At 71.2% G+C, this 26,462-nt stretch carries 24 protein-coding genes; 8 read left to right on the top strand and 16 right to left on the bottom strand.

Features of this window, described 5'->3' with window-relative positions:
• The first annotated feature begins 412 nt into the window (after positions 1-412).
• Entirely contained in the window at positions 413-1,834 is a 1,422-nt protein-coding gene (locus ACOKR1_RS00245; protein ID WP_422934801.1) for an aldehyde dehydrogenase family protein, read from the top strand.
• A gap of 128 nt (positions 1,835-1,962) precedes the next feature.
• Here the strand turns inward: ACOKR1_RS00245 and ACOKR1_RS00240 are convergent, their stop codons facing one another.
• The 7 genes from ACOKR1_RS00240 to ACOKR1_RS00210 all read right to left on the bottom strand — a co-directional run bounded on the left by ACOKR1_RS00240 (position 1,963) and on the right by ACOKR1_RS00210 (position 9,663).
• Entirely contained in the window at positions 1,963-3,033 is a 1,071-nt protein-coding gene (locus ACOKR1_RS00240; RefSeq protein ID WP_422936704.1) for a cation diffusion facilitator family transporter, read from the bottom strand.
• 32 nt (positions 3,034-3,065) lie between these two features.
• Positions 3,066-3,446: an ArsR/SmtB family transcription factor gene (locus tag ACOKR1_RS00235; RefSeq protein WP_422934800.1), complete on the bottom strand. Its 381-nt coding sequence runs from the start codon at positions 3,444-3,446 to the stop codon at positions 3,066-3,068.
• 275 nt (positions 3,447-3,721) lie between these two features.
• Positions 3,722-5,248: a carboxyl transferase domain-containing protein gene (locus ACOKR1_RS00230; protein ID WP_422934799.1), complete on the bottom strand. Its 1,527-nt coding sequence runs from the start codon at positions 5,246-5,248 to the stop codon at positions 3,722-3,724.
• Positions 5,209-6,435, bottom strand: a complete 1,227-nt coding sequence (locus tag ACOKR1_RS00225) for a CaiB/BaiF CoA transferase family protein (RefSeq protein WP_422934798.1) — start codon at positions 6,433-6,435, stop codon at positions 5,209-5,211. The genes ACOKR1_RS00230 and ACOKR1_RS00225 overlap by 40 nt, the downstream gene beginning before the upstream one ends.
• Positions 6,432-7,937, bottom strand: coding sequence for a sodium:solute symporter family protein (locus ACOKR1_RS00220; protein WP_422934797.1), 1,506 nt, complete (start codon positions 7,935-7,937; stop codon positions 6,432-6,434). Before ACOKR1_RS00220 ends, ACOKR1_RS00225 begins: the two co-directional genes overlap by 4 nt.
• Positions 7,937-8,236, bottom strand: coding sequence for a hypothetical protein (locus ACOKR1_RS00215; RefSeq protein WP_422934796.1), 300 nt, complete (start codon positions 8,234-8,236; stop codon positions 7,937-7,939). The genes ACOKR1_RS00220 and ACOKR1_RS00215 overlap by 1 nt, the downstream gene beginning before the upstream one ends.
• Positions 8,233-9,663: an amidase family protein gene (locus tag ACOKR1_RS00210; RefSeq protein WP_422934795.1), complete on the bottom strand. Its 1,431-nt coding sequence runs from the start codon at positions 9,661-9,663 to the stop codon at positions 8,233-8,235. Before ACOKR1_RS00210 ends, ACOKR1_RS00215 begins: the two co-directional genes overlap by 4 nt.
• A gap of 342 nt (positions 9,664-10,005) precedes the next feature.
• Here ACOKR1_RS00210 and ACOKR1_RS00205 point away from each other — a divergent pair, with 342 nt between their 5' ends.
• Positions 10,006-11,052, top strand: a complete 1,047-nt coding sequence (locus tag ACOKR1_RS00205; protein WP_422934794.1) for an iron ABC transporter substrate-binding protein — start codon at positions 10,006-10,008, stop codon at positions 11,050-11,052.
• On the opposite strand, the gene ACOKR1_RS00200 is transcribed toward ACOKR1_RS00205, so the two are convergent.
• On the bottom strand, positions 11,049-12,017 hold the full coding sequence (locus ACOKR1_RS00200) for an Lrp/AsnC family transcriptional regulator (RefSeq protein ID WP_422934793.1): 969 nt from the start codon (positions 12,015-12,017) through the stop codon (positions 11,049-11,051). The genes ACOKR1_RS00205 and ACOKR1_RS00200 overlap by 4 nt on opposite strands.
• Positions 12,018-12,034: 17 nt before the next feature.
• Positions 12,035-13,018, bottom strand: coding sequence for an NAD(P)-dependent alcohol dehydrogenase (locus ACOKR1_RS00195; RefSeq protein WP_422934792.1), 984 nt, complete (start codon positions 13,016-13,018; stop codon positions 12,035-12,037).
• A gap of 163 nt (positions 13,019-13,181) precedes the next feature.
• Here ACOKR1_RS00195 and ACOKR1_RS00190 point away from each other — a divergent pair, with 163 nt between their 5' ends.
• The 3 genes from ACOKR1_RS00190 to ACOKR1_RS00180 are packed head-to-tail and all read left to right on the top strand — an operon-like array spanning position 13,182 to position 15,614.
• Positions 13,182-13,913: a TetR/AcrR family transcriptional regulator gene (locus ACOKR1_RS00190; protein ID WP_422934791.1), complete on the top strand. Its 732-nt coding sequence runs from the start codon at positions 13,182-13,184 to the stop codon at positions 13,911-13,913.
• A gap of 37 nt (positions 13,914-13,950) precedes the next feature.
• The gene (locus ACOKR1_RS00185) at positions 13,951-15,201 is read left to right on the top strand and encodes a protein kinase domain-containing protein (protein WP_422934790.1); all 1,251 of its coding nucleotides are present in this window, start codon (positions 13,951-13,953) and stop codon (positions 15,199-15,201) included.
• A complete protein-coding gene (locus ACOKR1_RS00180; RefSeq protein ID WP_422934789.1) occupies positions 15,198-15,614 on the top strand; it encodes a hypothetical protein in 417 nt (138 codons plus the stop codon). Before ACOKR1_RS00185 ends, ACOKR1_RS00180 begins: the two co-directional genes overlap by 4 nt.
• Before the next feature lie 9 nt (positions 15,615-15,623).
• On the opposite strand, the gene ACOKR1_RS00175 is transcribed toward ACOKR1_RS00180, so the two are convergent.
• From ACOKR1_RS00175 to ACOKR1_RS00165, 3 genes are all read right to left on the bottom strand, one after another.
• A complete protein-coding gene (locus ACOKR1_RS00175) occupies positions 15,624-17,216 on the bottom strand; it encodes an APC family permease (RefSeq protein WP_422934788.1) in 1,593 nt (530 codons plus the stop codon).
• A gap of 248 nt (positions 17,217-17,464) precedes the next feature.
• Positions 17,465-17,980, bottom strand: a complete 516-nt coding sequence (locus ACOKR1_RS00170; RefSeq protein ID WP_422934787.1) for a hypothetical protein — start codon at positions 17,978-17,980, stop codon at positions 17,465-17,467.
• A 108-nt stretch (positions 17,981-18,088) separates the two neighbouring features.
• Positions 18,089-18,910 carry an oxidoreductase gene (locus ACOKR1_RS00165; protein WP_422934786.1) on the bottom strand — a complete coding sequence of 274 codons (822 nt, stop codon included), beginning with the start codon at positions 18,908-18,910 and terminating at the stop codon, positions 18,089-18,091.
• A gap of 151 nt (positions 18,911-19,061) precedes the next feature.
• On the opposite strand from ACOKR1_RS00165, the gene ACOKR1_RS00160 reads away from it, so the two are divergent.
• Positions 19,062-20,279, top strand: a complete 1,218-nt coding sequence (locus tag ACOKR1_RS00160; RefSeq protein ID WP_422934785.1) for an aminotransferase class I/II-fold pyridoxal phosphate-dependent enzyme — start codon at positions 19,062-19,064, stop codon at positions 20,277-20,279.
• A gap of 18 nt (positions 20,280-20,297) precedes the next feature.
• Here the strand turns inward: ACOKR1_RS00160 and ACOKR1_RS00155 are convergent, their stop codons facing one another.
• Positions 20,298-20,696, bottom strand: coding sequence for an RNA-binding S4 domain-containing protein (locus ACOKR1_RS00155; RefSeq protein WP_422934784.1), 399 nt, complete (start codon positions 20,694-20,696; stop codon positions 20,298-20,300).
• A gap of 62 nt (positions 20,697-20,758) precedes the next feature.
• Between ACOKR1_RS00155 and ACOKR1_RS00150 the strand changes: the two genes are divergently transcribed.
• Positions 20,759-20,905 carry a hypothetical protein gene (locus tag ACOKR1_RS00150; protein WP_415856311.1) on the top strand — a complete coding sequence of 49 codons (147 nt, stop codon included), beginning with the start codon at positions 20,759-20,761 and terminating at the stop codon, positions 20,903-20,905.
• A 57-nt stretch (positions 20,906-20,962) separates the two neighbouring features.
• Here ACOKR1_RS00150 and ACOKR1_RS00145 read toward each other — a convergent pair whose 3' ends face one another.
• Positions 20,963-21,592, bottom strand: a complete 630-nt coding sequence (locus tag ACOKR1_RS00145) for a uracil-DNA glycosylase (protein ID WP_422936703.1) — start codon at positions 21,590-21,592, stop codon at positions 20,963-20,965.
• A 1,242-nt stretch (positions 21,593-22,834) separates the two neighbouring features.
• Between ACOKR1_RS00145 and ACOKR1_RS00140 the strand changes: the two genes are divergently transcribed.
• A complete protein-coding gene (locus tag ACOKR1_RS00140; RefSeq protein WP_422934783.1) occupies positions 22,835-24,292 on the top strand; it encodes a DHA2 family efflux MFS transporter permease subunit in 1,458 nt (485 codons plus the stop codon).
• A 69-nt stretch (positions 24,293-24,361) separates the two neighbouring features.
• On the opposite strand, the gene ACOKR1_RS00135 is transcribed toward ACOKR1_RS00140, so the two are convergent.
• On the bottom strand, positions 24,362-25,153 hold the full coding sequence (locus tag ACOKR1_RS00135; RefSeq protein ID WP_422934782.1) for an SDR family oxidoreductase: 792 nt from the start codon (positions 25,151-25,153) through the stop codon (positions 24,362-24,364).
• A 22-nt stretch (positions 25,154-25,175) separates the two neighbouring features.
• The gene (locus ACOKR1_RS00130) at positions 25,176-26,282 is read right to left on the bottom strand and encodes a GNAT family N-acetyltransferase (protein WP_422934781.1); all 1,107 of its coding nucleotides are present in this window, start codon (positions 26,280-26,282) and stop codon (positions 25,176-25,178) included.
• Between the last annotated feature and the right edge of the window lie 180 nt (positions 26,283-26,462).

The following is a 26,462-nucleotide window of genomic DNA, read 5'->3' as shown; positions in this document are numbered from 1 at the left end:
CTGTCAACTGCGCAGTTCCTATCATTAGACATGTAAATTGACATGTAAAGTGGCGAATATATGTGCGAACGCGCGTGGCGTGCGGGGAGCGGGCCGGACGACGTGCGAGACGACGAGCAAGGTCACTGGAAAATTGTCCCGCCCAAACTTCCGGTTAGCCCGTGACATTCATCCGCGGCCACCGGACCGTCGCGTGACGCCACGAGGGAAGTCACGTTCTCGGTCGGCGAGAAGGCAACTGCGTGCGGGTGCACCCGACGCTGCCGCCGCGCGAGCCGCTGCCGGCGCGCCTTTCTGACGCCCACGCCAAGAATCCCGCGCCCACGGACAAGCCCCCGGCACGGTGAGACAAGCCCGCCGCCGCGAGCCCGCAGACACTGAGTGAAACCAACGGACTCGATGTGGAGGACTCATGGACACCTTGCAGCAGAACGTCGCCCTGCTCGACGCGGTCGCGCCGGCCGCCGGCGCCCCCGGGCGGGAGATCCTGGACCCGGCGACCGGCGAGGTGGTCGGCGTCGCTCCCGTGCACGGCCTCGCGGAGCTCGAGGCCGCGGTCGCGGCGGCGAAGGCCGCCCAGCCGGCGTGGGCAGCGGCCGGGCACGACGCGCGGAGCGCCGCGCTCATGGCGGCGGCGGACGCCGTCGAGGCGAACGCCGAGGAGCTCGCCCGGCTCCTCTCCCGCGAGCAGGGCAAGCCGCTCAACGGCCCCAACGCGCGCTTCGAGGTGGGCGCGTGCGCGGCCTGGCTGCGCGCCACCGCCGCGACGGCGCTCGCCCCCGAGGTCGTGGTGGACGACGGCGAGGCCTACGCCGAGCTGCACTACCGTCCCATCGGGCTCGTCGGCGCTATCGGCCCGTGGAACTGGCCCATGATGATCACGGTCTGGCAGATCGCCCCCGCGCTCCGCATGGGCAACGCCGTGATCGTCAAGCCGAGCGAATACACGCCGCTGAGCGTCCTCGCGCTCGTGAAGGTGCTCAACGAGTCGATCCCCGAGGGCCTCCTGACGGTCGTCTCGGGCGGACGCGAGGTGGGCCAGGCCCTCGCCGAGCACCCCGAGATCGGCAAGGTCATGTTCACGGGCTCGACCGCGACCGGCAAGGCGATCATCCGCTCCTCGGCGGACACCGTGAAGCGTCTCACCCTCGAGCTCGGCGGCAACGACGCCGGCATCGTCCTGCCGGACGCCGACCCGGCCGCGATCGCCGAGGGCCTGTTCTGGGGCGCGTTCATCAACACGGGCCAGACGTGCGCGGCCCTCAAGCGCCTCTACGTCCACGAGGCTCTCTACGACGCAGTCTGCGAGGCCCTCACCGCGTACGCGAGCGCCGTCCCCATGGGCGTGGGGCTCGACGAGGCCAACGTCCTGGGCCCGCTGCAGAACAAGGCGCAGTTCGAGATCGTCGCCAACCTTGTCGAGGCCGCGAAGGATTCGGGCGCACGCGTGCTGCTCGGCGGCAACCCCGAGCCCGGCCAGCCCGGCTACTTCTACCCCACTACCCTCGTCGCGGACATCGCGAACGACAACCCGCTCGTGGCCGAGGAGCAGTTCGGCCCGGCGCTGCCGATCATCAAGTACTCGACGGTCGAGGAGGCCGTCGCGATGGCGAACGGGGTCAGCGTGGGCCTCGGCGCGTCCGTGTGGTCCGCGGACAAGGCCACGGCCCGCGAGGTCGCCGCCCAGCTCGAGGCCGGAACCGTGTGGATCAACCAGCACGGCGCCGTCCACCCGCTCATCCCGTTCGGCGGGGCCAAGCAGTCCGGCTACGGCCTCGAGTTCGGCGCCGAGGGCCTCAAGCACCTCGGCGTCCCGCAGATCATCAACGGCTAGTCACCAACGGCCAGTCACCAACGGCTGACGCCGCGGGTCTTGCGGCCCGCGACCCGTTGCGCCGTCACGTCCGCGGGGTGTGCACCCTGCGGACGTGACGGCGCAACGGATGGGGCCGGGGCTTGGGCTCAGTGCCCGCCCCCGGCCGCGATCGTGATGTCCTCGACGTTCGGCAGCGCGCGGTCGAGGCGGCGGCGGGCGTCGTGCCGGATCGCGTCCGCCTCGCCGATGGTTGTGCTCGCCGCAAGACGGACGACGGCGGTGCCGTGCAGTCGGTGCCCGATCCAGCGAAGCTGGAGCCGCTCGATGCCGATGACCCCCGGGGTCGCCTCGAGCGCATGCTCCGCGCGGTGCACGAGATCGGGCTCGATCCCGTCGAGGAGCCGCCGGCCCAGGCTCTTCACGGTGCCCCACAGGAGCACGAAGATCGCGATGCTGATGAATAGGCCCACGATCGGGTCCGCGAGCGGGAACCCGAGCATCACGCCGAACGCGCCGACCACGACCGCGAGGGACGTGAAGCCGTCCGTCCGGGCGTGGATGCCGTCTGCCACAAGCGCGGCCGAGCCGATGCGGCGTCCCACGCTGATCCGGTACACCGCGACGGCCTCGTTTCCGGCGAAGCCGATGATCCCCGCCGCGACGACCCACCAGAGGTTCTCGAGCGGCTGCGGGTGGATGAGGCGGCCGATCGACTGCCACGCGGCCACGATCGCCGAGAGCGCCACGACCGCGATGATGAACAGCCCCGCGAGGTCCTCCGCGCGGCCGTACCCGTAGGTGTAGCGCTTGGTCGCGGGGCGGCGGGCGAGCAGGAACGCGATCCAGAGCGGCACGGCGGTGAGCGCGTCGGAGAAGTTGTGCACCGTGTCCGCGAGCAGCGCCACCGAGCCGCTGATCAGGACGACGACGAACTGCAGGAGCGTCGTGCCGAGCAGCGCGAACAGGCTGATCTTCAGCGCCCGGACGCCCTCGTGGCTCGCCTCGAGGGCGTCGTCGATCGAGTCGGCGGCGTCGTGGGTATGCGGGACGAAGAATTCCTTGAGCGCGCCGAGGACGCCACCCCCGTGGTGATGGTCGTGACCGTGATCGTGGCCGTGCGGGTGATCGTGGCCGTGCTCGTCGCCGTGCGCATGGTCATGATCGTGATCGTGGTCATGCGAGTGATCGTGGCCGTGCTCGTCAGCGTGCTCAGGCACGGGGAACCGCCCGTGCTCGTGGTCCTGTGCCGTCACGCCCGCACCTCCTCGGCCCGATCGGCCACGGGGTGGTGATGCCGCGGCTCGCCGCCGAGCGAGTGTTCGGCCTGGAAGATCGCCTCGTTCACGAGCCGCGAGGCATGCTCGTCGGTCAGGCGGTAGAACGCCCGCGTCCCGTCCTGACGCACGGTGACCATGCGAGCGAGGCGCAGCTTGGCCAGATGCTGGGACGCGGCTGCCGGGGCCTTGCCCACCACGTCGGCCAGATGGTTGACGGACAGCTCGCCGTGGGTGCTCAGCGCGAGGATGATCCGCACGCGCGTCGCGTCGGCGAGCATCGAGAAGATCTCGACCGCAAGATTCACGTACTGCGAATCGGGGTCGCGACCGCACATCTGGTTATCTGCATGCATACGCAGATTAAAGCACAGTCCGCCCCTCCCAACACTTCGCGCAGCGTCAGCGCTGCCGTCGTGCCGGTTGCCGGACGTAGGCTGCTCTCAGCGGACTCAAAGCCGATCGACCCGCCCCGGATCGGCCCGAGGCCGGCCAGACACTGGGCAGAGCGTCTAGGACGGAAGGGCGTTCCCCGGGGAACGGGAGGGCGCCCGGCACCGAGCGTGCCGGGCGCCTGCGCCTCCCTCAACTGCTACAATCCTTCAGCCGCGCCCTCCCTCAACCGTATTCCTCAGCCGCACTCCCCCTGTGCCCAGAGCTGCCGCGACGCCGCGAGCGCTACGCGTTCGAGGAACCCCGGCCCCTCCGCAACGAGCTCGTGGACGGCTCCGGCCCGTTCGAGCTCGCGCGCGCCGATGCGCTGGCTCGCGCTGAGCTCGGCGGCCCGGGTCACGTCGCCGTGCACGATCACGCTCGCCCCCTCGGGCGGAAGCGGAGCGAGCCACGCGTGCTCGGCCGCGACGATTCGGCGCGCTGCCGCGAGCGCGAGCGCGCCCCCGCCGGTCCCCTCGCCGAGCAACACCGCAACACTCGGCACCCGGAGCGCGATGAGCGCGGCGACGCAGTCCGCGATTCCGCCGGCGATCGCCTGCTCCTCCGCGCGATCCGACAGCTCGGCGCCGGGGGTGTCGATCACTGTCACGAGCGGCAGCCCGAGCTCCTGGGCGAGCCGTATCCCACGCCGGGCCTGGGCGAGGCCGGCTGCGTCGAGCACGCTCCCGGCGCGTTGGGCGGCGCGGTCTTGGCCCACGACGACGACCGGCCGCCCGCAGAGCTCCGCGAGGACGATCACCGTGCTCGCCGAGGCACCCCCGCGTCCCGTGCCGTGCAGGCGAACCGAGCGGCCGAAGCCCGCCTCGAGCAGCTCGGCGAGGCCGGGTCGCCGCGGGTCGCGGGTCCGCAGGACGGAGTCCCACGCACCACCGGAGGGCGAGCCCACCACGGCGGCAGGACGGTCGACGGCGGCGGGCGGGGCGGCGCCGTCGTCCGCGGTTCGGTGGGACCCGGCTCGGTGCGGCGCGGCTCCCCAGATGCTCAGGACGTCCCCCGCGAGGCGACGGAAGCCGCCCACGTCGAGGACGGCGTCGACCGTGCCGTGCCGGAAGAGGTGCTCGGCGGTCTGGACGCCGGCCGGGAAGTCGCGCCCGGTGAGGCCCGCGTAGACCTTCGGCCCCAGGAAGCCGATGAGCGCGCCGGGCTCGGCCACGGTGACGTGCCCGAGCGAGCCCCACGACGCGAACACGCCGCCGGTCGTGGGGTGCCGGAGGAACACGAGATACGGAAGCCGCCGGCCCTTGTAGTCGGCCAGCGCGCGCGTAATCCGAACCATCTGCAGGAACGCGGGCGTGCCCTCCTGCATGCGCGTGCCGCCCGAGGCGGGCGCCGCGATGAGCAGGAGGCCGCGCGCCGCCGCGCGTTCGATCGCGGCCACGATGCGATCCGCCGCCCCCTGGCCGATCGAGCCGCCCAGGAAGCCGAACTCGCTCGCGATGACCGCCACGGGGTTCCCGCCGATCCGGCCCTCGCCCGTGAGGACGGACTCATCCGTGCCGCTCCGCTCCCGCGCGCGCTCGAGGTCCGCGAGATACTCCGGGCTCGCGCCCTCGGGGACCCGCGCCGGGGCGTCCCAGCTCGCGAAGCTCCCGGCGTCGAGGAGGGCGCCGAGCAGGCCCCGCGCGTCGAGGCGTGTGGGCCGCGCGGGCGCGAGGCCGAGCGCCGTCACCGCGACTCCGCCCCGGCCAGGACGCCGCCCAGCCACGCGCGGACCGCATCCTCGTGCTCGCCGAGACGCGGCGGCGCGCCGTGCTCGAGCCGCGTCGTCTCCGTACCATCGGGCCGGAAGAACCGCAGGGGGCCGCCCGGCACCTCGATCCGGCCGAGGGTCGGGTGGTCGAGCGCGAGGGCGAGATGCTGGCTCTGGGTCTGCTCCCACGCGAAGACCTCGTCGAGGGTGCGAACCCGGCCGGCCGGCACGCCGGCCTCGCCGAGTTTCGCGAGCAGCTCCTCGGAGCCGTAGCCCGCGAACGCCTCCTCGACCGCCTGGATGAGCTCGGCGCGGCGGCCCACCCGGCCCGCGTTGCTCTCCCAGCGCGGATCCGCGGGATCGAGCCCGAACGCGACCGCGAAGCGCCGCCACAGGCCCTCCGAGCCCACCGCGATCTGCACGGCGCCGTCCGCACAGCGGAAGAGCCCGTACGGCGCGATCGAGGGGTGATGGTTGCCCTGCGCGCGCGGCACCTCGCCGCCCACGGTCCAGCGCGTGCCCTGGAACGCGAGCACGCTCACGATCGAGGCGAGCAGGGACGTGCGCACCACCTGGCCGCGGCCCGTCCGCTCGCGCTCGAGCAGCGCCGCGAGCACGCCGTACGCGCCGTGGATGCCGGCCAGGAGGTCGCCGATCGGCACGCCGAGGCGCTGGGGATCGTCGGGTCCCGAGCCCGTGAGCGACATGAGCCCGGCCTCGCCCTGCGCGATCTGGTCGTAGCCGGCTCGCTGCCCCTCGGGCCCGTCGTGGCCGAAGCCGCTGATCGAGAGGACCACGAGCCGCGGGTTCAGTTCCGCGAGCGTCGCGGGGTCGAAGCCGAGCCGGTCGAGCGTCCCGGGCCGGAAGTTCTCGACGAGCACGTCCGCCCGCCCCACGAGCTCGCGCAGCACGCGCCTGCCGTCCTGGTCCTTGAGGTCGAGCGTGATGGATTCCTTGTTGCGGTTGCACGAGAGGAAGTACGTGGACTCGCGGCCCCCAGGCTCGCCGACGAAGGGCGGGCCCCAGCCGCGCGTGTCGTCGCCGCCGTCCGGGTTCTCGACCTTGATGACCCGGGCGCCGAGGTCGCCGAGCATCATCCCTGCGTGGGGGCCGGCAAGGGCGCGGGAGAGGTCGACGACGAGCGTCCCCTCGAGCGGGCCGCGGTGCCGGCCCGCGCTGTCAGTCGGGTTGGGCGCCGTCATGCGCCGGCTCCCTCGACGGCGCCCGCACGCGTGGCGACGGGCGCGCCGTCGTTCGTCTCGGCCGTCTCGCCCGCCTCGCCCGCCCCGCCCGCCCCTGGCGGGACCGCCGGCTGGCCCTTGAACAGCACGCGCCGGAACACCTCGGCGAACGTGAGGACGAAGAGGTTCGGCACGAGCGAGAGAAGTCCCGAATCGATCCCGCCCGTCTTGATGCCCGCGAACGTGATGACCGCCACCGAGATGGTCCCCGCGACGATGCCGAGCATGATCGGGATGCCGTGCACTCGCACCCTCCGGGCGTTGGCAAAAGCGACGGCGGGAGCGAACTGGGTCAGGCCGCCGTACGTGAGCAGGAGGAGCGAGGCGATGTCCGACTTCGCGAGGCCGAACACGAGCGCCACGCCCACGGCGAGCGCCACGATCCCATGGTTGAGCCGGAAGCGCAGCCTGGGGTTCTTGACCGGCACGAGGTTGTGGGAGACGAGCAGCGAGATGCCCATCGCAATCGCGCCCGCGGGGACCATGGCCGCCGCCGCGCCGCCGATCGCGATGACGGCGATGAGCGGCTCGGGGAGCGTGGCCTGGGCGACGCTCAGCAGCACGTTGTTGCCCGGAGTCTTCGGCTTGAGGATCAGGACGCCCGCGAGGCCCACGAGGATCGGGATGAAGAGGCACAGCTGGTAGACCGCGATCCAGCTGTTGTTGCGGCGCAGCACGGCGCCGCTCTTCGCGGCGAGGATGGGTGGCCACAAGTGCGGGAACGTGTTGAAGCCCGCGCCGAGGCCCGTCACGATCACGGAGCTGACCCAGAACGTCGCATCGAGGCCCGGGCGCGAGACCGTGAAGTAGCCCGACGAGATGGCGTTGACCTTCGAGACGACCTCCGGGATCCCGCCCACGCCCGCGATGACGCCCGCGAGCACGATCACGAGCGCGCCGACCATGAGGAAGTCCTTGAGCACGGCCACGCGGGCCAGGCCGCGGATGCCGGCCCAGATGACGAAGACGACCACGAGGGCGCTCGCCACGATCATGCTGTAGCCGCTCGCGTCCGCGCTCCCGGTGGCGAGCTGGACGATGAGGCCGAGCCCCGTGATCTGCAGCTGGAGGTACGGGATGAGGAACACGGCGCCCACGAGCGCCACGGTCCTGCCGAGCGTCCGGCTGCCGAAGCGGTCCTGGAAGAAGTCCGCCATCGTGAGGTAGCCGCGGTTCGCGCCGAGCTGCCTCTGCCGCGGAGTGATGAAGTACTGCAGGACGCAGGAGATGGTCAGGTAGCCGACCGCGAAGAGCGCGGCCACGCCGCCGCCGTACGCGATGCCCGCGAGGCCCAGGAAGCTGAACGTCGTGAGGGACTCGCCGGCCTGGAGGAACCACGTGGTCCAGCGGGGGAGGTTGCGCTTGCCGACCGACCAGCCGGAGAGGTCGGTCTGGCGCGTGCGGGACCAGACGCCGATCGCGCCGATGGCCACGATCCCGAGAATGATGAGGACGGTCAGCATCAGTGGCCCTCCCCACGAGTCTCTTCTGGCCCGTCCGCGCCCTGGGCGAGGCGCTCGGCGTCGAACGCTGCCTCCGCCGCGTCGAGCGCCGCGCCGCCGTCGCGCTGGTAGCTGCGCTCCACGATCTGGAGCGCGACGACCGTCGCGGCCACCATGGCGGCCATCCACACCACGGCGGCGGGGATCCCGGCCACGAACGTGGGGGTTGAGACAAAGGGAAGGAAGGGGGTGACCACAATGCCGACCACGGGGGTCAGGGCGATCGCGAGCCTTTTGGGGGATGCAAGGGTGGCGCTCACCGGACTACAACTCCTTGAGGGCGAAGGGATGAGCAGGGGGAGAGCTTCTCGAAGGCCGAGGCCAGGCGGAGGAGGCGGGCGTCGCTGCCGCGCGCTCCCACCATCTGGAGGCCCACGGGAAGGCCGGCGGGCGTGAAGCCGGCCGGGACCGACAGGGCCGGGAGGCCCAGCGGGGTGAACAGGTAGGGAGCGCGCATCCAGTCGAGGTAGGTCTCGAGCGGGTGGCCCTCGATGTCGGTGGGGAACTCGATCCCGGCGTCGAACGGCGCGACCTGGGAGGCCGGGGCGATCACGAGGTCGTACTGCTCGAAGAACTCCGCGGCGCGCCGGATGAGGCGGGTCATCGCCTCTTCGGCGCGGAAGACGTCGCGGCCGGTGAGGGCGCCGCCTTCGCGGATGTTCCCCGCGAGGAAATGGTTGAACAGCTCGGGGTCCGCGGCGAGGTCCTCGCCCCACGCGGCGTCGAATGCCGCGGCGCGGAGCACCCGGAACGCCTCATCCGCGCCGTCGAGGTCGGGGCACGCAAGCTCGACGTCGGCGCCCACCTCGGCGAGGGCGCGCGCCTGGGCCTCGATCACGTCGAGCACCGCGCGCTCCACGGGGATGCGCCCGCCGAGGGTCGGGGCGAAGGCGATGCGCAGCCCCGCGAAGTCCCCCGGCCGCGGCTCGCCCGCGGGAAGGGCGGACGACGGCGGGAAGACCGAGAAGGGGTCGGCCGCGGCCGGGCCTGCCATCACCGAGAAGAGGAGCGCGGCGTCGGCTGCCGTGCGGCCCATGGGGCCGGCGACGCCAAGGGGGAAGAACGCGTTGGTGCCGTCCGTGTTGGGGACGCGGCCGGGCGTCGGGCGGAGCCCCACGACGTTGCAGAACGAGGCCGGGTTGCGAAGCGAGCCGCCCATGTCGCTTCCGTCCGCGATCGGCTGGAAGCCCGAGGCGAGGGCGGCCGCCGCGCCGCCGCTGCTCCCGCCCGCGGACTTGTTCGGATCGTAGGGGTTGCGGGTCACGCCGAACACGCGGTTGAACGTGTGCGAGCCCGCCGCGTGTTCGGGGACGTTCGTCTTGCCGAGGCGGATCGCGCCGGCGTCGAGGATCCGCTGGACGTGGAAGTCGTTGACCGCGGGAACGAAGTCCTTTGTGCGCGGGTGGCCGAACGTCGTGCGGAGGCCGGCAGTGAGGGCCGTGTCCTTGAAGGCGATCGGGAGGCCGTGGAGCGGGCCGATCGGCTCGCCCGCCGCGAGCTTGCGGTCGGCCGCGGCCGCGGCCTCGCGGGCGCCCTCCTCGTCGAGGGTCACGATCGCGTTGACCAGCGGGTTGAGCCGGTGGATCTGGTCGAGGTGGGCTTCGAGCACCTCGAGGGCCGAGATCTCCCGCGACCGCAGGAGCGTGGCGAGCTCGACCGCCCCGGTGTACACCAACTCGTTCGTCATGAGTCATCTTGCTTTCATTGAGATTCGATTTGGGTCATTCATATGCTCTCGATGGAGACAATGAACCACGATAGTGGCACGAGTCACATTTGGCTAGGGGGCAATGGCGGGGCGTCGATCGCCTGGAGGCGCCCACATTACGGAAGATGAACGTTCGCTAATTTCTCCGATCCGGAGCCGGCGGTGTACCGTCCTCTTGCCGAGTAAGGCTTGCCTAAGAGCCCTGCTCCCGGGCCTCGCACCCCAACATCCCCTTTCCCCGCCGCTCCTATCCCCCGCCGCTCCTAGCCCCCGCCGCTCCTATCCCCCGCCCTGCCGCCCTACCCCCCGAAAGGCCCACCCATGCAGTACTGGAAGTCGTTGAGTGTCGTGAGTGCCGGAGCCATGGCAGCTCTCATGCTGGCCGGATGCTCCGGGGCCTCGACCCCGTCCGCATCGTCGTCGGACTCCGGTGACGCCGGAACGACCATCACGGTCTACAACGCCCAGCACGAGGAGCTGACCTCGGCCTGGGTCGCCGCGTTCACGAAGCAGACGGGCATCAAGGTGAACCTCCGCAACGGCGAGGACCCGGAGATGGCCAACCAGATCATCCAGGAGGGCAAGGCCTCGCCTGCGGACGTCTTCCTGACCGAGAACTCGCCCGGCATGGACCAGGTCGAGAACGCCCACCTGCTCGCCAAGCTCGACCAGTCAACGCTCGATCAGGTGCCGGCGAAATACCGCCCCGCCGCGGGTGACTGGACGGGCATTGCGGCCCGCTCGACCGTCCTCGCCTACAACAAGACGAAGCTGACCGAGGCGCAGGCGCCGAAGTCGCTCATGGACCTCGCCGACCCGTCGTGGAAGGACAAGATCGGCGCCTCGACCGGCGGGGCCGACTTCCAGGCCATCGTGAGCGCGATGTTCCAGCTCAAGGGCAGCGACGCGACGCTCGCGTGGCTCAAGGGCATCAAGGGCAACGTCCACACGTATCAGGACGACACCCCCGTCCTCGCGGCCGTCAACAAGGGCGACATCGAGGCCGGGATCCTGTACCACTACTACTCGTTCGTGGACCAGGCGGACACCGACGAGAACAGCAACAACGTGGCTCTGCACTACTTCAAGAACCAGGATCCGGGCGCCTTCGTGAGCGTCTCCGGCGGTGCCGTCCTCGCCTCGAGCAAGCACCAGGCCCAGGCACAGAAGTTCATCGCGTTCATCACGTCGAAGGCGGGCCAGGAAGTCCTCGAGAACGGGAAGTCGTTCGAGTACACGGTCGGCTCCAACGTTCCGGCGAACGCGAAGCTCGTCCCGCTCTCCGACCTCCAGGCGCCAACCATCGATCCCGGGACCCTCAACGGCCCTGAGGTCAACGACCTCATGACGAAGGCTGGTCTCCTCTAGCGGCCCGGCATCCGCACGCCTCCACGCTTGTACGCGTGCACCACGAGCGAGCTGCGCAACGCGAGCGCCCGCGCCGCCCACGGCGAGGACGTCACGAAGTCGCGCAGCTCGCTCAGGCTCGCGAGCGTGACGTTGACCATGAGCTGGAATTCGCCCATGGCCATGACGGCGTAGCGGACGCCGGGCTCGGCGGCGACGAGGCCGCCCACCTCGGCGACCTCGTTCGGCGCCGTGCGGATCCACACGACCGCCTCGACGGGCAGCCCGATGTCCGCAGGTTCGACGATCGCGCGGACGCTGAGGTTGCCCTCCTCGAAGAGGGAGGCGAGCCGGCGCCGCACGGCCGGGGCCGAGAGCTCGACGGCGTCGCACAGCTCCGCCATGGGAACGCGGCCGTCAGCGACGAGCATGCGCACGAGCGCGGAGTCGACGTCGTCGAGCACGAGGCTTGAGCTCGGGCGCGGCTGCGGCGTCGGCACGTCTTGGAGCTCCTCGACCTCGCTCTGCGTGATCGGGCCCGGGTGCCACTCGGCGACCGTCCGGAAGTACTCCATGACGGGGGACGCGTCGACCTGGACCACGCCGTCGAGCGCGGGAAGCTCCTCGAGCACGAGGGTCGAGAGCCGCCCCGGGCGGGCCTGCACCTCCATGACGAGCCGCGTGGGGCCGGTCACGGCGTAGAGGAACGTCGCGTCCGGGTCCGCGGCGAGCGATTCGGCGATCGCGGCGAGGCGTGACGGCTCGCACTGGACCTCGACGACATGCGTCGGGCCGAGCGTCACGAGCCCGGCGACGCGGACCGTGCCCGATTCGAGGAGCGCGAGCCCTCGGCGCGTCACCGTGCGGAACGGCTCACCGAGCACGTCCGCGATGCGGCGCCACGAGGCGCGTCCGTTGACCTGGAGGGCAGCGACGATCCGCCGGTCCAGTTCGTCGAGTTCGCGCGGGGGCGCCGTCGTGACCACGTACCGATTATGCCGGGTCAGCCCTCGTCCACGAGGATCACGGCCTTGCCGCTCACGCGGCCCGCGGCGAGGTCGTCGAGCGCGGCCCCGGCCTCGGCCAGCCGGTAGGTCCGCGTAACGGCGGGACGCAGGCTCCCCTCGCCGACCGCCGCGGCGAGGGCCGCGAGGTCTGTGCGGTTCGTGCGCCCGAACATTCCGCCCATGCGCTGGCCCACGAACGGGGCGAGGAGCTGGGCCCGGAGCTGCCGGTCGAGCCCGCCCGTGAGCGGACCGCCCTCCTCGCCACCGACGATCACGAGCCGGCCGCGCGGGGCCAGAGCCCGGCGGAGCACCGCGAGGGGCCGGTTCCCCGCGATGTCGAGCACCACGTCGTACCGCCCTCCCCGCGCGTCGATCTCTTCTGTCCGGTAGTCGATGACGTCCCGCGCGCCGAGGGCCAGGACGAAGTCGCGCTTCGCGCCGCTCGCAACCCCGGTGACGTCTGCGCCCGCGGCCACTGCGAGCTGGACCGCGAACGAGCCCACGCCGCCGGACGCCCCGATCACGAGGACACGCTCACCCGGGACCACGCGAGCCACGTCCGCGACGGCCTGCTTCGCCGTGCACCCCGACACCGGAAGGGCCGCGGCCGTCGCCGCGTCCAAGCCGGCCGGCCGGCGCGCGAGCATGCCGGCCTTTGCGATGGCGTACTCCGCGTAGGTCCCGGCGCCGGTGCCGAACACCGCGTCGCCCACCGCGAGCTCGGCCACTCCCTCGCCCACCGCGGCGACCGTGCCTGCCACGTCGAGCCCGGGCACGTGCGAGCGCGGCCGCGAGAAACCGCTCGCGAGACGGATGGCGTACGGCTTCCCGGTGGCGAGGTGCCACACCCCGCGGTCGACGCCGGCAGCGTCCACCCGCACGAGGACCTCGCCGCGGCCCGGCGCCGGGACTGCTGCCTCGCCGAGCATGAACGCCGAGACGAGGCGGTCGGCGTAGCGCTCCTGAACAATCGCGGTCATGCGCTCCGGGACCGATGGAACGCCCCCGCGTGCCGCCGAGCCTGCAGTTTGGGTGATGGGGGTCTGGGTGCTGGCTTCGCGTGACATGGTTGCCTCCGATTGCGAACCTTACGATGTAAGAAACGGTAGCCTTACGGTGTAAGCGAGTCAAGGGGCGGAACGCATGGCCGGAAGCACGAAGCGCAGCACAAACCTGAGCCGAGGCGCGATCATCGCCCGGGCCGTCTCCCTGGCTGACGCGGAGGGGATCGACAGGCTCAGCATGCGCCGACTCGGCGAGACTCTCGGCGTCGAGGCCATGTCCCTCTACCACCACGTGCCGAACAAGACCGCGCTCCTCGACGAGATGGTCGATTCCGTCTTCGCGGAGATCTCGCTGCCATCCGGAGACTGGCGCTCCGGCCTCGGCGCTCGGGCGCGCTCCCAGCGCACCGCGCTGCACCGCCACCCCTGGGCGTTGCCGCTCCTCGAATCGCGGTCGACGCCGGGGCTCGCCAATCTGCGCCACCACGACGCCGTGTTGGGCTACCTCCGCGGCGCGGGCTTCGGCGTGCGCGACGCGGGGCACGCCTACGCGCTCCTCGACGCGTTCGTGTTCGGGTTCGTGGTCCAGGAGCTGGCGCTCCCGTTCGACGCCGAATCGGCCGCCGGGATGGCGGCGTCCATGCTCGAAGGCCAGGTGGGGACGGCCCAGCCGGATCATGGCCAGCCGGATCATGGCCAGGCCAGCTGGGGCTTCCCACACCTCAAAGAGTTCATGCGGGAGGTCGTCATGCCGGGCGGCTACGACTTCGCCGACGAGTTCGAGGTGGGGCTCGGCCTCGTGCTCGAATCCGTCGCGTCACTCCGCCCATCAGGGGAACCCGCTGCACCGAGCGAGCCCCGGCTGGACTAGTCTTGGGCAGGAACGAAGTCCGGGCGAAAGGCAGAACGTGGCCGAGAGCGACGCCGGGCTCAAGTCTTCCCTTGTGGGCGGGCGGTACCGGCTGCTGGAGGTCGCGGGCAGCGGAGCGATGGCGACGGTACACCGCGCACGGGACGAGGTCTTGGGCCGCACAGTGGCCGTGAAGACCTTCCGCACCCACACCCCGGACCCGCAGCACGAGCTGCGGCGCCGCGGCGAGATGGAAGTCCTCGCGCGCCTCAGCCACCCGAGCCTCGTCCACCTCTTCGACGCCGGAACCGAGACGAGCAGCGACGGCACCCCGAGCGTCACGTACCTCGTCATGGAGTTCGTGGACGGCACCGACCTGCGGCATCGGCTCGCATCCGGCCCCCTCCCCTCCGACGAGGTCCGCCTCCTGGGCCTCGATCTCACCGCCGGGCTGGCCTACCTCCACGGGCTCGGCGTGGTCCACCGCGACATCAAGCCCGCCAACATCCTCATGCCCCACGCGCTGCGCGCCACCCGGCGCCCCGCGAAGCTCACGGACTTCGGCATCGCGCGGCTCGCCGACGCCGCGCGCCTCACGGCCACGAACACGACGATCGGCACGGCGAGCTACCTGAGCCCCGAGCAGGCCCGCGGCGAGGCCGTCGGCGCGGCCTCGGACGTGTACTCCCTTGGGCTCGTGCTCCTCGAATGCCTCACGGGCGTGGTCGAGTTCCCGGGCGGGGCCGTCGAATCCGCTGTCGCACGCCTCCACCGCGACCCGCGGCTCCCCGCCGACCTCGGCGAGCCCTGGACCACGCTGCTCCCGCGCATGCTCGCGCGGAATCCCGCCGATCGGCCCACAGCGGCCGAGGTCGAGAGCTTCCTGGGGCTCGACCGCGAGCTCGGGCCGGCCTCGGCGGCCGGGGCCACCGAGGTGCTTGGCACAACCTCGGACGCACGCACCACTCGCGCCCTGCGCCCCGAGGAGGCGTCCTCGGGATACCACGCGACACGGGCGCTCCCGGCGACGATGCCGCAGGCGGCCCACCCCTCGCCGGCCCTTGAACCCAGCCGGCCGCCGCGCCCCAGCCGCGCGCCGACCGTGCCGCGGAGACGGCGGACGCCGCTCCACCGCAGGCCGCTCGCGTGGGTGCTGGCCGCCGTCGTCCTTCTCGCGATCCTCGTGGCCGTGCCGCTCTTGGCCCGCACGGCGACGCCTCCACGCTCGCAGCCACCGCCCGCCTCGCCCTCCATTCCCGGGCCCCTCGGGACCCATCTCGACCAGCTCGATCGGAGCGTAAGACCGTGATCGCCAGACATCGCATCGTGCTCTCCGCCGCCGCGGCGTGCCTCGCCGCCGCGGCCGTCGCGGGGTGCGCGCAGTCGCCGTCGGACTTCGATTCGAGCGTGGCCGCGTCGCTGCAGGCCGCGACCGAGAAGGTCCGCACCGACGCCGCGGCCGGGCACTACGCGAGCGCGCTCCAGGAGCTGCAGAACATCGAGTCGCAGGCCAATGACGCCGCCACTCAGGGAAAGCTCAGCGCCGCGAGGAAACAGGATGTCCTCGCGGCGCTGGCCCTCGTGCGGGTCGATCTCCAGGCTCTCATGGGCTCGCGCAGCACGCCGAGCGCGACCCCCTCGACCCCGGGGACTCCGACCAAGTCGAAGAAGAAGGAGAAGTCCCCGGAGCCGAGCCCCACTCAGGATTCGGACGAGGGCTAGAGCCGTCCTCTAGCCGCGAGCCGTCGCACCCTCCGCGTCAATGGCCTCGAGCTCGAACTCGTCGGCCTCCACGGCCGCCTCGATCTGCTCGGGCTTCATGGCAAGACTCACCGCGACGTAGAACATGACGATGCTGAAGACCACAACGAGGGCGATGTCGATCCATTCCGGCAGGACGTTGAGGGCCCCCTTGCCATAGCGGCCCAAGAGGCCGATGACGAGCAGGCCGATGAGCCACGGCCAGACCCACGCGATGGCGCGGAGACCGAGGTCCTTGGCCTGGCGGTGGCCCCTGCGCGCGACGGCGGCGATGAGGAAGACGAGGCCGCCTCCCACGATCGCGACGACGAGCTTCCAGATGGCCTCGAAGCCGGACCAGTAGATGATCAGGTTCGCGGCCACAAAGCCGAGCGGCGTCAGGAGCCTGGACATCGGGACGCGGTACGGGTGCTCGCGCCCCGCGTGCTGGCGGTACAGCGCCGCGAGGGACACCGGACCGAACGCGTACATGATGGCCGTCGCGTCCGTGATGAGGCCCACGAGCTCCTGCCAGCTCGGGAAGGGCAGGAGCGCGATGAGGCCCACGACGAAGGCCACGAGGATCGACACCCACGGCACGCCGCGCTTGTTGACCTTCGTGAGCGCGGACGGCAGGGCCGCGTCCTCGCCGAGCGCGTAGGAGATGCGGGCAGAGGTCCCCAGGTACACGAGACCGGTTCCCGCGGGCGAGACGACCGCGTCGATGAGCAGGACCGACGCGAGCCAGCCCGCCCCGGCGGCGACCGCGAGGTCGTAGTACGGGCCGAAGCTGCCCGCTCCGAGCGGGTTGTCCCAGCCCTTGGCGATGTTGTTGGGATCGATCGCGCCGATGAACGCGACCTCGAGGAAGATGTAGATCACGGCGCCGATGAACATCGCGAGGATGATCGAGCGGGCCACGTGCTTCTTCGGGTTCTTCGCCTCGCCGGCCATCTGGGCGGCCTGCTCGAAGCCCTGAAGGGCGAACACGACGCCGAGCGGGAGCGCGGCGAAGATGCCGTGGAAGCCGTTCGGCGCGAATCCGCCGCCGCCCTGGCTGAAGTTCCCCGGGTGGAACGTGAGCGCGATGATCACGACGATCGTCACGACCGGCACCACCGTCTTCCAGATCACCACGGCGATGTTGCTGTCCGAGAGCCACTTGGCGCCCATGAGGTTGATGAACGTGAACGCCACGAGGGCCACGACCGCGATCCCGATGCCGGTCGCGGTGAGGGTCTGGTCCTTGTTGACCATGTCCAGGCCCGAGGCCCACGGCGCGCTCTCGAGGTAGGTGATGGCGCCCTCCACTTCGATGGGCGCGATCATGACGGCCTGGAGATACCCGGACCATCCCGCCGTGAAGCCGGCGAAGGCCCCGAACGCGTAGTACGGGTAGCGGGCCGTGCCACCGGCCACGGGATAGGCGGCTCCAAGATCCGCATGGATGAGGGCGAGGATGAGCAGGAGCACTGCTGCGAGCAGCCACGAAATGATCGACGCCGGACCCGCAGATTTTGCGGCGCCCAAGGCGCCCAAGAGCCAGCCGGAGCCAATGATGGATCCGAGGGAGACGAACGTCAACCCCCAAAATCCAACAACTCTCTTGAGAGGATGACCGCCCTGTGCGGACGGTTGAACCACGACGTTCTGAGCCATTCGGACCCTTCCCTTGCGGGTTGTCATTTATCTACTGACCGGTCCCCCTTTAACCCGACGAACACTACCGAACATTGTGGGAAAGCGCTGGAAAATCTGAGTGACCGATATCAAAACGCAGCCAACCGCACGCTCAGCTGCGGGTTCTCTTCGGCTCGCAGAGGCCCGAAAGGTCAGGCCTGGCCCGGGATCGGCGCCCCGAAAGGAAGGCCCTCCCGGATGTACCCGTCGTAGAGCGGCTGCCACTCGAGCGCCCCTGCGCTGTGGGGCCCGCCCGGCTCGCCGCCGCCGAGCTTCGCGGCGAGTTCCGCGAGGCACACATGCCAGCCCGCGGCGTTGCGCGCGGCGGCGTTGCGGTCGCCGAGCCAGTTGCGCAGGGTGAGCTCGGAGTCCGTCACCGCCCCCTCGACACGGAACTCGAGCGTGTCCTCGCCCCATTCGAAGGCCCACCGCAGCGGCGGCTCCCACGCGGCGATCCGCTCGACCGACGGCGGCTGGTTGGGGTCGCCGGTCAGCGTCACCGTGCGGGCTTCGTGATCGATGACGACGGCGGAGGGGAACCACCCAGCGAACCCCTCCGACGTGCTCACGGCGGCCCAGACGGCCTCCGCCGCGACCGGGTACGAGCGGACGAACGTCACGGACGCGCGGTCGTCTTCCTCGCTGTACTGGCCGTCGAGCTCTTCCATGAGTTCGCTCCTTCTTGATCGGTTGCCCTTGGGATCAGTTGCCCTTGGGATCAGTCGCCCTTGGGACCAGTCGCCCGTAGATGAGGGATCCGCGTCCAAGGACCGTGTTCAGTGCCCGTAGATCGCCCCGACGATCGCGTCGAAGGCCCGGTCGGGAAGGATCTTGCGCGCCGCGAGGATGTATCCCGCGCCGCCGCCCACGGGGTACCGCGCCGCAGGGTTCTTGGCCCGGACGGCCCGCGCGATCGTGCCGGCGACCTCCTCGGGCACCCCGGCGCGGCCCGGGCGGTCGAAGTCCGCGAGGACCTTCGCGACCTTGCGGGCGTTCTCCTGGTAAGGCGTGCCCTCCGAGCGCTCGAGGAGGGATTCGCGGGCGATCGTGCTCCATTCGGACATGATCGGGCCTGGCTCGATGAGCACCACGCGGACGCCGAACGGCTTGAGCTCCATCCGAAGCGAATCGGAGAGGCCCTCGACCGCGAACTTGGCCGCGTGGTACCAGGAGCCGAGCGGCTCGTAGAACTTCCCGCCGATCGAGGAGATGTTCACGATCGTGCCCGAGCGGCGGTCCCGCATGGCCGGCAGGACAAGCTGGGTGAGCCGCGCGAGCCCGAACACGTTGACCTCGAACTGCCGCCTGGCCTCGTCGATCGGCACGTGTTCGAGCGCACCGTAGGAGCCGTAGCCGGCGTTGTTGACGAGGACATCGATCTGCCCCGCCTCGTCGATGATCTGGCGGACGCCTTCCGTCATGGACTCGTCGGAGGTGACGTCCATCGCGAGGATCCGCGCGCCGTCGTCCTTAAGGCCTTGCATACGTTCCACGCGCCGCGCCGCGGCATACACCGTGAAGCCTGCGCCGAGGAGCGCACGCACCGTGGCCTCGCCGATCCCGCTGGACGCGCCTGTTACGAGGGCAACCTGCTGCATGGTCCTCACGCTACCCGACGGCTCGGACAGCCAACACCGCCCGCGTCCCAAGGTTGCGGGGTCCCGTCCCCCACGTTGCGGGGTCCCGTCCGGTAGGTTGCGGGGTCCCGTCCCCCACGTCGACGCGCCACCGTGTGACAAGCTGGGGCCCATGAGCCACCGCAGACTCGCCGCTTCCTCGCGCTCCAACGTCCCGCCGTTCGCGGTCATGGACATCCTCGCGCGGGTCGACGAACTCCGCGCCGCCGGCCGCGACGTCGTCTCCCTCTGCGCGGGCGAACCGTCGGGCGGCGCGCCGTCCGCGGTTTCGGCGAGGGCGGCGGAACTCCATGCCTCGGGCCGCGCCCTCACATACACGCCCGCTCTCGGCACCGCGGAGCTGCGTGCCGAGATCGCTGGCCATTACCGGCGCTGGTACGGTCTCGACGTCGACCCGGCCCGCGTCGCCGTGACCACCGGCTCCTCAGGCGCGTTCGTGCTCGGCTTCCTCGCCGCCTTCGAGGTCGGCGACCGGGTGGCCCTCGCCCGGCCGGGCTACCCCGCGTACCGGAACATCCTCGCGGCGCTCGGCTGCCAGGTGGTCGAGGTGGACTGCGGGCCCGAGACCCGGTATCAGCCCACGCCGGAGCTCCTCGAGGCCGCGGCTCGGGAGCGCGGGCCGCTCGCGGGGGTCGTCGTGGCCTCGCCCGCGAACCCGACCGGCACGATGGTCAGCCGCGCCGAGCTGGCCGACCTCACTGGCTGGTGCTCGGCGAACGGCGCACGGCTGGTCAGCGACGAGATCTACCACGGGATCACGTATCCCGAGCCGGGCGCCGGTGCGGACCACGAGAGCCCGCGGGGCGTGTGCGCGTGGGAACTCGATCCTGAGGCGATCGTCGTCTCGAGCTTCTCGAAGTACTGGGGCATGACCGGCTGGCGCCTCGGCTGGATGCTCCTCCCCGAGGAGCTCACACCCGCCGTCGACGCCCTTGCGGGGAACGTCGCGCTCTGCCCGCCCGCGCCGTCGCAGCTCGCGGCCGTCGCGGCCTTCTCCCCCGATTCCTATGCCGAGGCGGACGCTTGGGTCGCGCAGTACGCCGAGACGCGGCGCACGCTGCTCGACGGACTCGGCCCGCTCGGGTGGGGCCCGGCGGCACCGGCCGACGGCGCGTTCTACCTCTACGCCGAGCTCGGCTCCCAGCTCGAACGCTTCGGCGATTCGCGCGAGTACTGCCGCGCGCTCCTCGAGGCCGAGGGCGTGGCGCTCGTCCCGGGCACCGATTTCGACGCGCGGGCCGGCCATCGCTCGGTGCGCCTCAGCTTCGCCGCGGGACCAGCGGCGGTGAGTGCCGCCGTCGAACGCATCCTGCGGTTCCAGGCGGCGTAGGCGAGCCGCGCCCGTCACCTACCCTTCGTGGTGGCCGCGCAGCCTCTCCATCTCGCGCCGGTCCTTTTTGGTGGGCCGCCCGGCCCCGCGGTCGCGCTGCGGGAGCCCGAGAAACGGCACGGGCGGCCGCTCGGGAGTGTGGTCCGTGTAGCAACGCGAGGCGGCCTCGGCCCCCACGCGCTTGACGATGAGCACGTGCACCTCGAGGATGCGCTCGAAGCCGGGCTGCCGGATGCCAATCGTGTCCCCGGGCACTACAGTCTGGGACGCCTTGGCCGGGTTTCCGTTGAGCCGCACATGCCCCGCGCGGCACGCCGTGGTCGCCGCCGAACGGGTCTTGTAGGCACGCACGGCCCACAGCCACGAGTCGATGCGAACGGCAGATGGCGCGGAGGCTGGCGCGTGCGAAGAAGCCATGGTGCCCAGAAGTCTAGCGGCGTATCGTCGGGGCATGGGGGGAACACCGGTTAGGAGCCGACATGCCTGACAAGCAGCCACATCAGGACCAGCACAAGAAGCCCTCGAAGTCCATCAAGGAGCAGAGGGCTGAAAAGAGGGCCAAACGCGATGTCGCGTTGAACGCGGACCCCGTGGCCCATCTCCGCAAGCCCCGGACCAACCGCTGACAGCACGCCCCGCCGCACCCGAGTCGGGTGGGCGGGGCGTTCATTCTCCCCCGTGGCCTAAGCGCGGCGCAGCTGCACCCCGGCGCGAGCCATCGCGTCCGCGTACGACGTGCCCATCTCGATGAGCCACTCAGTCTGCCGCTCCTTCGAGCCCGCGAACGCGCGCCCATGCAGTGACCGCGCCTTGTAGACCTTGAGGCCTCGGCGCCAGATGAGCGGGTTGCCGGTCTTGAGGAGCTGCTGCGCGAGCCGATTGGCTTCGGGACCGTGGGCCACGATCGCCGACGCGCGCGGCAGGAGCTTGAGCAGCGCGAGCAGCGGCTTGAGCCCGGCCTGAACCTGCTCGGGGGTCAGCTTCCCGTTCGCCTCGCCCGGGGTGAACCACGGGTAGGCGTTCCACGGCACGATCCACTCCGGGCGCAGTCCGAGCTGGTACTGAAGGCCGAGCAGGCGCGTCGCGGCCGCGTCGTCGCCCGCCCACACGAAGCCGCGCGGGTTCGCCTCGCCCGTGTTGGAGAACAGGCTCACGATGCGGCACTCCTCGGCGGAGTGCACCGGGTCCACGTACGGAACCTCGAACCCGGGACGGAGCTTCCGCAGGAAGTCGACGTGCTCGTTGACCGGCGCGATGGCCGGCGCGAACAGCGGGTCCGCCAGCGGTGCGGCCGTGCGGACGACGGCGGCGATCGGCTCGGGTGCCTCGCTCGCCTCGGAGGGGTCTTCCTCGAGGGAGGAGGCATCGGGCTGCGTGGTCTCCGGCTGCGGCTCGGCGGGCTGCGGGACCTCGGGCTGCGCGGCAACTTCGCTCGCCGCAGCGCTGGCCTGGGCCTCCGCGAGGCGCTCGGCCGCCTCGCGCGCGGTCACCTCGGCCTGGGTGGATCGCGCGAGCGCGGACTGGGCCGCCTCCTCTGCTGCCGAGGCCTCCGCGGCGGCCGCCTTCGCCGCGGCGGCCTTCGCGACCGCCTCGGTGACGGCGCGCTTCGCAGCGTTCGCCGCCGACTCGGCAGCCACCCGCGCGCGCGACGCGGCCTCGGTGAGGGCCACAAGTGCGCTATCCTCGGCCGCCGGCTCCGAGTTTTCGACCGCCGGGGCCTCGGGATCCGGCGCCACCGCGTCCGGGACCACCGCGTCCGGGGCCGATTCAGGACCCATGCGTTCCGCCGCCGCGACTTCAGGTGCAGCAGGCGCTTCCGCGAAGGTCCTCAGAATCGGTGCGGCCGGCGTGACGGTGCGCGTCAGAACGGCGGGCGCCGCGGTCGTCCGCGAGCCGGACGTCCCGGCGGTCTTCCGCACCGACGTCCGCTTCGCGGCAGCGCGCTTGGGCTCCGTCGCGGGTGCGGGCCCGTCCTCGTCGTCGTCCTCGTCGTCGAAGAGCCCCGCGAAGAGGTCGTCGAAATCGTCCTCGTCGTCGCCAAGATCCGGGCCCTGGCCGAAGCCCTCCTCGTACTTGGAATCGAGGTCTGAGCGATAGTCCTCGTCGTAGTCGTCGTAGGCGGAACGCGCGGCCAAGACTGTCATGGTCTCCAGGTTCTCCTCGAGGTCGGGACAGACGCCCGCGGGCGCGCAGGAGCGCGTCCGATTGCAGACGAATAAGAGGGGTGGGCCAGTCGCGGCGGCGGCTGGGCCTTAAGAGCTTAGCAAGCCCTCGTTCGCCTCCGGTTCATTCGCGGCGTACCCGTGCCCCAGCCCACTTCTCGGCAGCAACACAGCCGAATTGCTGCGACACGCCGGTCTGTCCTCAGGACACCAGCGAAGAAGTGGGCCAGAGCACGGCTACCCGCAGAGTCAGGGTGGCGCGGCCCCGGAATCATCGGGCAGACTGAGGTGTTCTCTCTATCGCAGGTCTTGGCTCAAGGCCCCTGCTGTTTGAGACCGTTCTCTGACACCGCTCTTTGACACCGCGCCCAAAACTCTCTCAGGAGACACCCTGTGACGCCCGCGTCCCAACCTCAGATTTCCCGCGAGAATCGCCTCGTTATCACCGCACTCGTGACGGCGACATTCGTCGTGATCCTCAACGAGACGATCATGAACGTCGCCCTTCCGCGGCTCATGGCCGAGCTCCAGATCGACGCGTCCACGGTCCAGTGGCTCGCGACGGCGTTCATGCTCACCATGTCGGTCGTAATTCCCACCACAGGCTTCCTCCTCCAGCGGCTCGCGCGCAGGACGGTCTTCATCCTCGCGATGAGCCTCTTCAGCGCGGGCACACTGCTCGCGGCGCTTGCGCCGGGCTTCGGCGTCCTCCTTCTGGCCCGCGTGGTCCAGGCCTCCGGGACGGCCATCATGCTGCCCCTGCTCATGACGAGCGTCCTCACCCTCGTGCCTGTGGCCCGCCGCGGCCAGGTCATGGGAACGGTGAGCATCGTGATCTCCGTCGCTCCGGCCATCGGCCCAACGATCTCTGGCCTGATCCTTCAGTTCCTCTCGTGGCGCTTCATGTTCCTCACGGTCCTGCCGATCGCCCTCGCGGCGCTCGTGTTCGGCGCTCGGAAGCTCGGCGGCTCCGCCGAGGCGGAGCGCCCGCGGCTCGACGCGATCTCCGTGGTCCTCACGGTGCCCGCTTTCGGCGGCCTCGTCTACGGGCTGAGCCAGCTGAGCGGCGACGGTAGCGGCCTCGGCCCGGCGCTCCCACTCACGGTTGGCCTGGTGGCGCTTGCGCTGTTCGTGTGGCGTCAGCTTGCCCTGCAGCGCTCGGGCTCCCCGCTCCTGGACCTCCGCGCGTTCACGTACCCGATGTACACGGTGGCCACCGCCCTGCTCGTGGTCGGCATGATCGCGCTGTTTGGCGTCGTGATCCTCCTGCCGATCTATCTCCAGCAGGTGCAGGGCCTCGACACCCTCTCGACTGGTCTCCTGCTCTTGCCGGGCGGCCTCGTCATGGGCCTCCTCTCCCCGACGGTGGGCAAGTGGTTCGACCGCGTCGGGCCGCTGCCGCTGACCCTCACGGGCACCGTGCTCATGACCGCGGTGCTGTTCGCGCTCGCATTCCTGAACGCAGGGACTCCGGTGTGGCTCGTCCTCGTGATGCACGTGCTCATGTCACTCGGCCTCGCGCTCCTGTTCACGCCGGCGTTCACGAGCGGGCTCAACCCGCTCCCGCCGCACCTGTACAGCCACGGTTCGGCGATCCTGAGCACGCTCCAGCAGGTTGCCGGCGCCGCCGGGACCGCCCTTCTCGTGGGAGTCATGGCCGCGCAGGCTCATTCCTCGGCCGCGTCCGGGGCGGCGACGTCCGCCATCGAGGCGCAGCTGAGCGGCTTCCGTTCCGCGTTCCTCGTCGCGGCGATCGTCGCGATCGCTTCGGTCGGCCTCGCAGCGTTCCTCCGGAACCGGCCGTCGCTGCCCGCGCCCGAGGGGGTAGAGCCGGCCGCCGCGGTCCACTAGGCCGCGCCGCCCCCCTCGTTGCGCCGTCACCTCCGCGGGGTGCGCACCCCGCGGAGGTGACGGCGCAACTCAAGCGCTGAAGCCGCCGTCGGCCTTGAGGAGTTGGCCGTTGATCCACCCGCCGGGCCCGCTCACGAGGAACGCGACGACCGCGGCGACGTCCTCGGGCCGGCCGAGCCGCCCGCCGGGCTGGCGGGCGGTGAGGGCGGTGCGCGTCGGATCGTCCATCCACCCGGTGTCGATCGGCCCGGGGTTGAGCACGTTCGCGCTGATGCCGAGGTCGCCCAGCTCGCGGGTCGCGGCGAGCACGATCCGATCGAGCGCGCCCTTGCTGGCCCCGTAGGGGAGGTTGTGGACGGTGTGGTCGCTCGTGAGCGCCACGATCCGCCCGAGTCCGCGAAGCCCCTCGGGGAACTGCTCCGCGAACGCCTTGACGAGCAGCCAGGCGGCACGTGCGTTGACGGCGAAATGCCGGTCGAAGGATTCGACGCTCGTGTCGAGGATCGAGGAGTCCACCGATTCGGCGTGGCTCAGCACGAGCGCCTGAATCGGCCGGCCCCCGCCCGCCTCCGCGAGCAGCCGAGCGGGCGTCGCCGGGTCGGTGAGGTCAGCCTCCACGGTGTGGACCGCGGCCCCGAGACCCCTCAGCTCGTGCGCGATCTCCGCCACCTGATGCGGCCGGGACGCGAACATCCGCTCATCGTACGGCGACCAGTAGGAGAGGGCGAGGTCCCACCCCTGCCGCGCCAACTCCCGCGCGATCCCCGCGCCGATCCCCACCGGGCGCCCCACACCCGTGATGACAGCGAGCGGGCGCTCCCCCGGGACGGACGACGGCGCGGGCTGGCTCAGCTGGTCCATGCTGGCCAGCGTAGCCCGCGGCTCACGCGGAGACCGCGAGGCCCGTCCGCGAACGGCGGCCCGCGCGCTGGGACTGGCCCGGCCCGCACTGGGGCTGGCCCGCCAGGTGCGCCACACTCGGCCTGACCGCGAGGCCAAGGAACGACTTCTCGTAGACCACGTCGCTGCGGACCCGGCGGAACCCCACTCGCTCGTAGAGGCCCACGGCGTCCGCCGGCCCCGCGGCGTCGACCCCGAGGGCCGCGCTGCGATACCCGGCCGCCTTCGCCGCCGCGAGGACCTCTCCCAGGAGGCGCTTCGCGAGACCGCGTCCGCGCGCAAATCGCCGCGTGCCGACGAGGCTCACGTAGAGCTCACCCGGCGCGTACTCGCAGCTCAGAACGTAGGAATCGACCGAGGCCCCGCGCCGCGGCATCGGGGCTTCTCGCAAGGCGACGCGACTGAGCTCGGGCCGGAACGCTGCGGACTGGAGCTGCGCCGCCCACGTGGCGGGGTCGCGTTCGGAGGAACCGGGCTGGTCGGCGAACGCCTCGTTGTGGGCCCGACGCGTGGCCTCGACGATCACGTGGTCTGCGACATCGAGAGCGCGAGTCGAGACGGCGGTCCCGGGCACCGGGCACGTCACGTCGTCGTCGTTCAAGGCTCGGGGCCGCCAGGCTTCAAGGTCGACCTCGAGGTCGTGGAGGTAGCGCGCAGGGCGGTAGCCACGCGCGGCGGCGAGTCGCGCGGACTCCGAACCGGGCGTGCCCGCCCACAGGGAGAGGCGTCCGGGCGCACCAGGGTGACGCGACCGCGCGAGCTCGGCGGCCCGAGGCTCGATCCAGTCCATGACGGCGCGGCCCAGACCGCGCCCGCGCCAGTCGGGATGGACGCCGCCGCCGAGGAACGCGTTCGCGACCCCGTCGCGCAGGCCTGACGCCACGCGCAGCTGGCCGTACGCGACCATCGCGCCGCCGTCCCAGGCCCCGAGCGTGTCGAGGAGGGGATCAACCCCCGGCTCCTCGAGCTCCGCAGCGAGGTCTTCGGGGGCGTAATGGTCCTCCACACCTGCGGTGTCGGAGAGGAGGTTGCTGAGTTCCGCCCAGGCCGAGGCATGCGCGGATTCGATGGGCTTCCACACGATGCTCATGGGGTTCCTCTGCGAGGGAGCGGTCGAATCACCGGTCAGCAACGCTACACCGCGTGCGCCGCGACAGATTGCGGCAAGCATCCACATGATGTGAACTTTGTGCGACAAATTATCCACAGGCTGTGGATTTCGGTGGAACGGGTCAGCCAATAGCGGCCAATTCGACCGAATCACATGGCT

The sequence above is a fragment of the Sinomonas sp. P47F7 genome (assembly GCF_049332655.1).
Taxonomy (GTDB): domain Bacteria; phylum Actinomycetota; class Actinomycetes; order Actinomycetales; family Micrococcaceae; genus Sinomonas.
The sequence above is the reverse complement of the archived record's forward strand: the minus strand, read 5'-3'. Positions and strand labels throughout refer to the sequence as shown.

Bases quoted from the DNA above. Each gene is read 5' to 3' on its own strand.
- ACOKR1_RS00245 (WP_422934801.1), top strand. From the start codon at position 413: ATGGACACCTTGCAGCAGAACGTCGCCCTGCTCGACGCGGTCGCGCCG.
- ACOKR1_RS00235 (WP_422934800.1), bottom strand. From the start codon at position 3,446: ATGCATGCAGATAACCAGATGTGCGGTCGCGACCCCGATTCGCAGTAC.
- ACOKR1_RS00225 (WP_422934798.1), bottom strand. From the start codon at position 6,435: ATGACGGCGCCCAACCCGACTGACAGCGCGGGCCGGCACCGCGGCCCG.
- ACOKR1_RS00220 (WP_422934797.1), bottom strand. From the start codon at position 7,937: ATGCTGACCGTCCTCATCATTCTCGGGATCGTGGCCATCGGCGCGATC.
- ACOKR1_RS00210 (WP_422934795.1), bottom strand. From the start codon at position 9,663: ATGACGAACGAGTTGGTGTACACCGGGGCGGTCGAGCTCGCCACGCTC.
- ACOKR1_RS00205 (WP_422934794.1), top strand. From the start codon at position 10,006: ATGCAGTACTGGAAGTCGTTGAGTGTCGTGAGTGCCGGAGCCATGGCA.
- ACOKR1_RS00195 (WP_422934792.1), bottom strand. From the start codon at position 13,018: ATGACCGCGATTGTTCAGGAGCGCTACGCCGACCGCCTCGTCTCGGCG.
- ACOKR1_RS00190 (WP_422934791.1), top strand. From the start codon at position 13,182: ATGGCCGGAAGCACGAAGCGCAGCACAAACCTGAGCCGAGGCGCGATC.
- ACOKR1_RS00170 (WP_422934787.1), bottom strand. From the start codon at position 17,980: ATGGAAGAGCTCGACGGCCAGTACAGCGAGGAAGACGACCGCGCGTCC.
- ACOKR1_RS00165 (WP_422934786.1), bottom strand. From the start codon at position 18,910: ATGCAGCAGGTTGCCCTCGTAACAGGCGCGTCCAGCGGGATCGGCGAG.
- ACOKR1_RS00160 (WP_422934785.1), top strand. From the start codon at position 19,062: ATGAGCCACCGCAGACTCGCCGCTTCCTCGCGCTCCAACGTCCCGCCG.
- ACOKR1_RS00155 (WP_422934784.1), bottom strand. From the start codon at position 20,696: ATGGCTTCTTCGCACGCGCCAGCCTCCGCGCCATCTGCCGTTCGCATC.
- ACOKR1_RS00150 (WP_415856311.1), top strand. From the start codon at position 20,759: ATGCCTGACAAGCAGCCACATCAGGACCAGCACAAGAAGCCCTCGAAG.
- ACOKR1_RS00135 (WP_422934782.1), bottom strand. From the start codon at position 25,153: ATGGACCAGCTGAGCCAGCCCGCGCCGTCGTCCGTCCCGGGGGAGCGC.
- ACOKR1_RS00130 (WP_422934781.1), bottom strand. From the start codon at position 26,282: ATGAGCATCGTGTGGAAGCCCATCGAATCCGCGCATGCCTCGGCCTGG.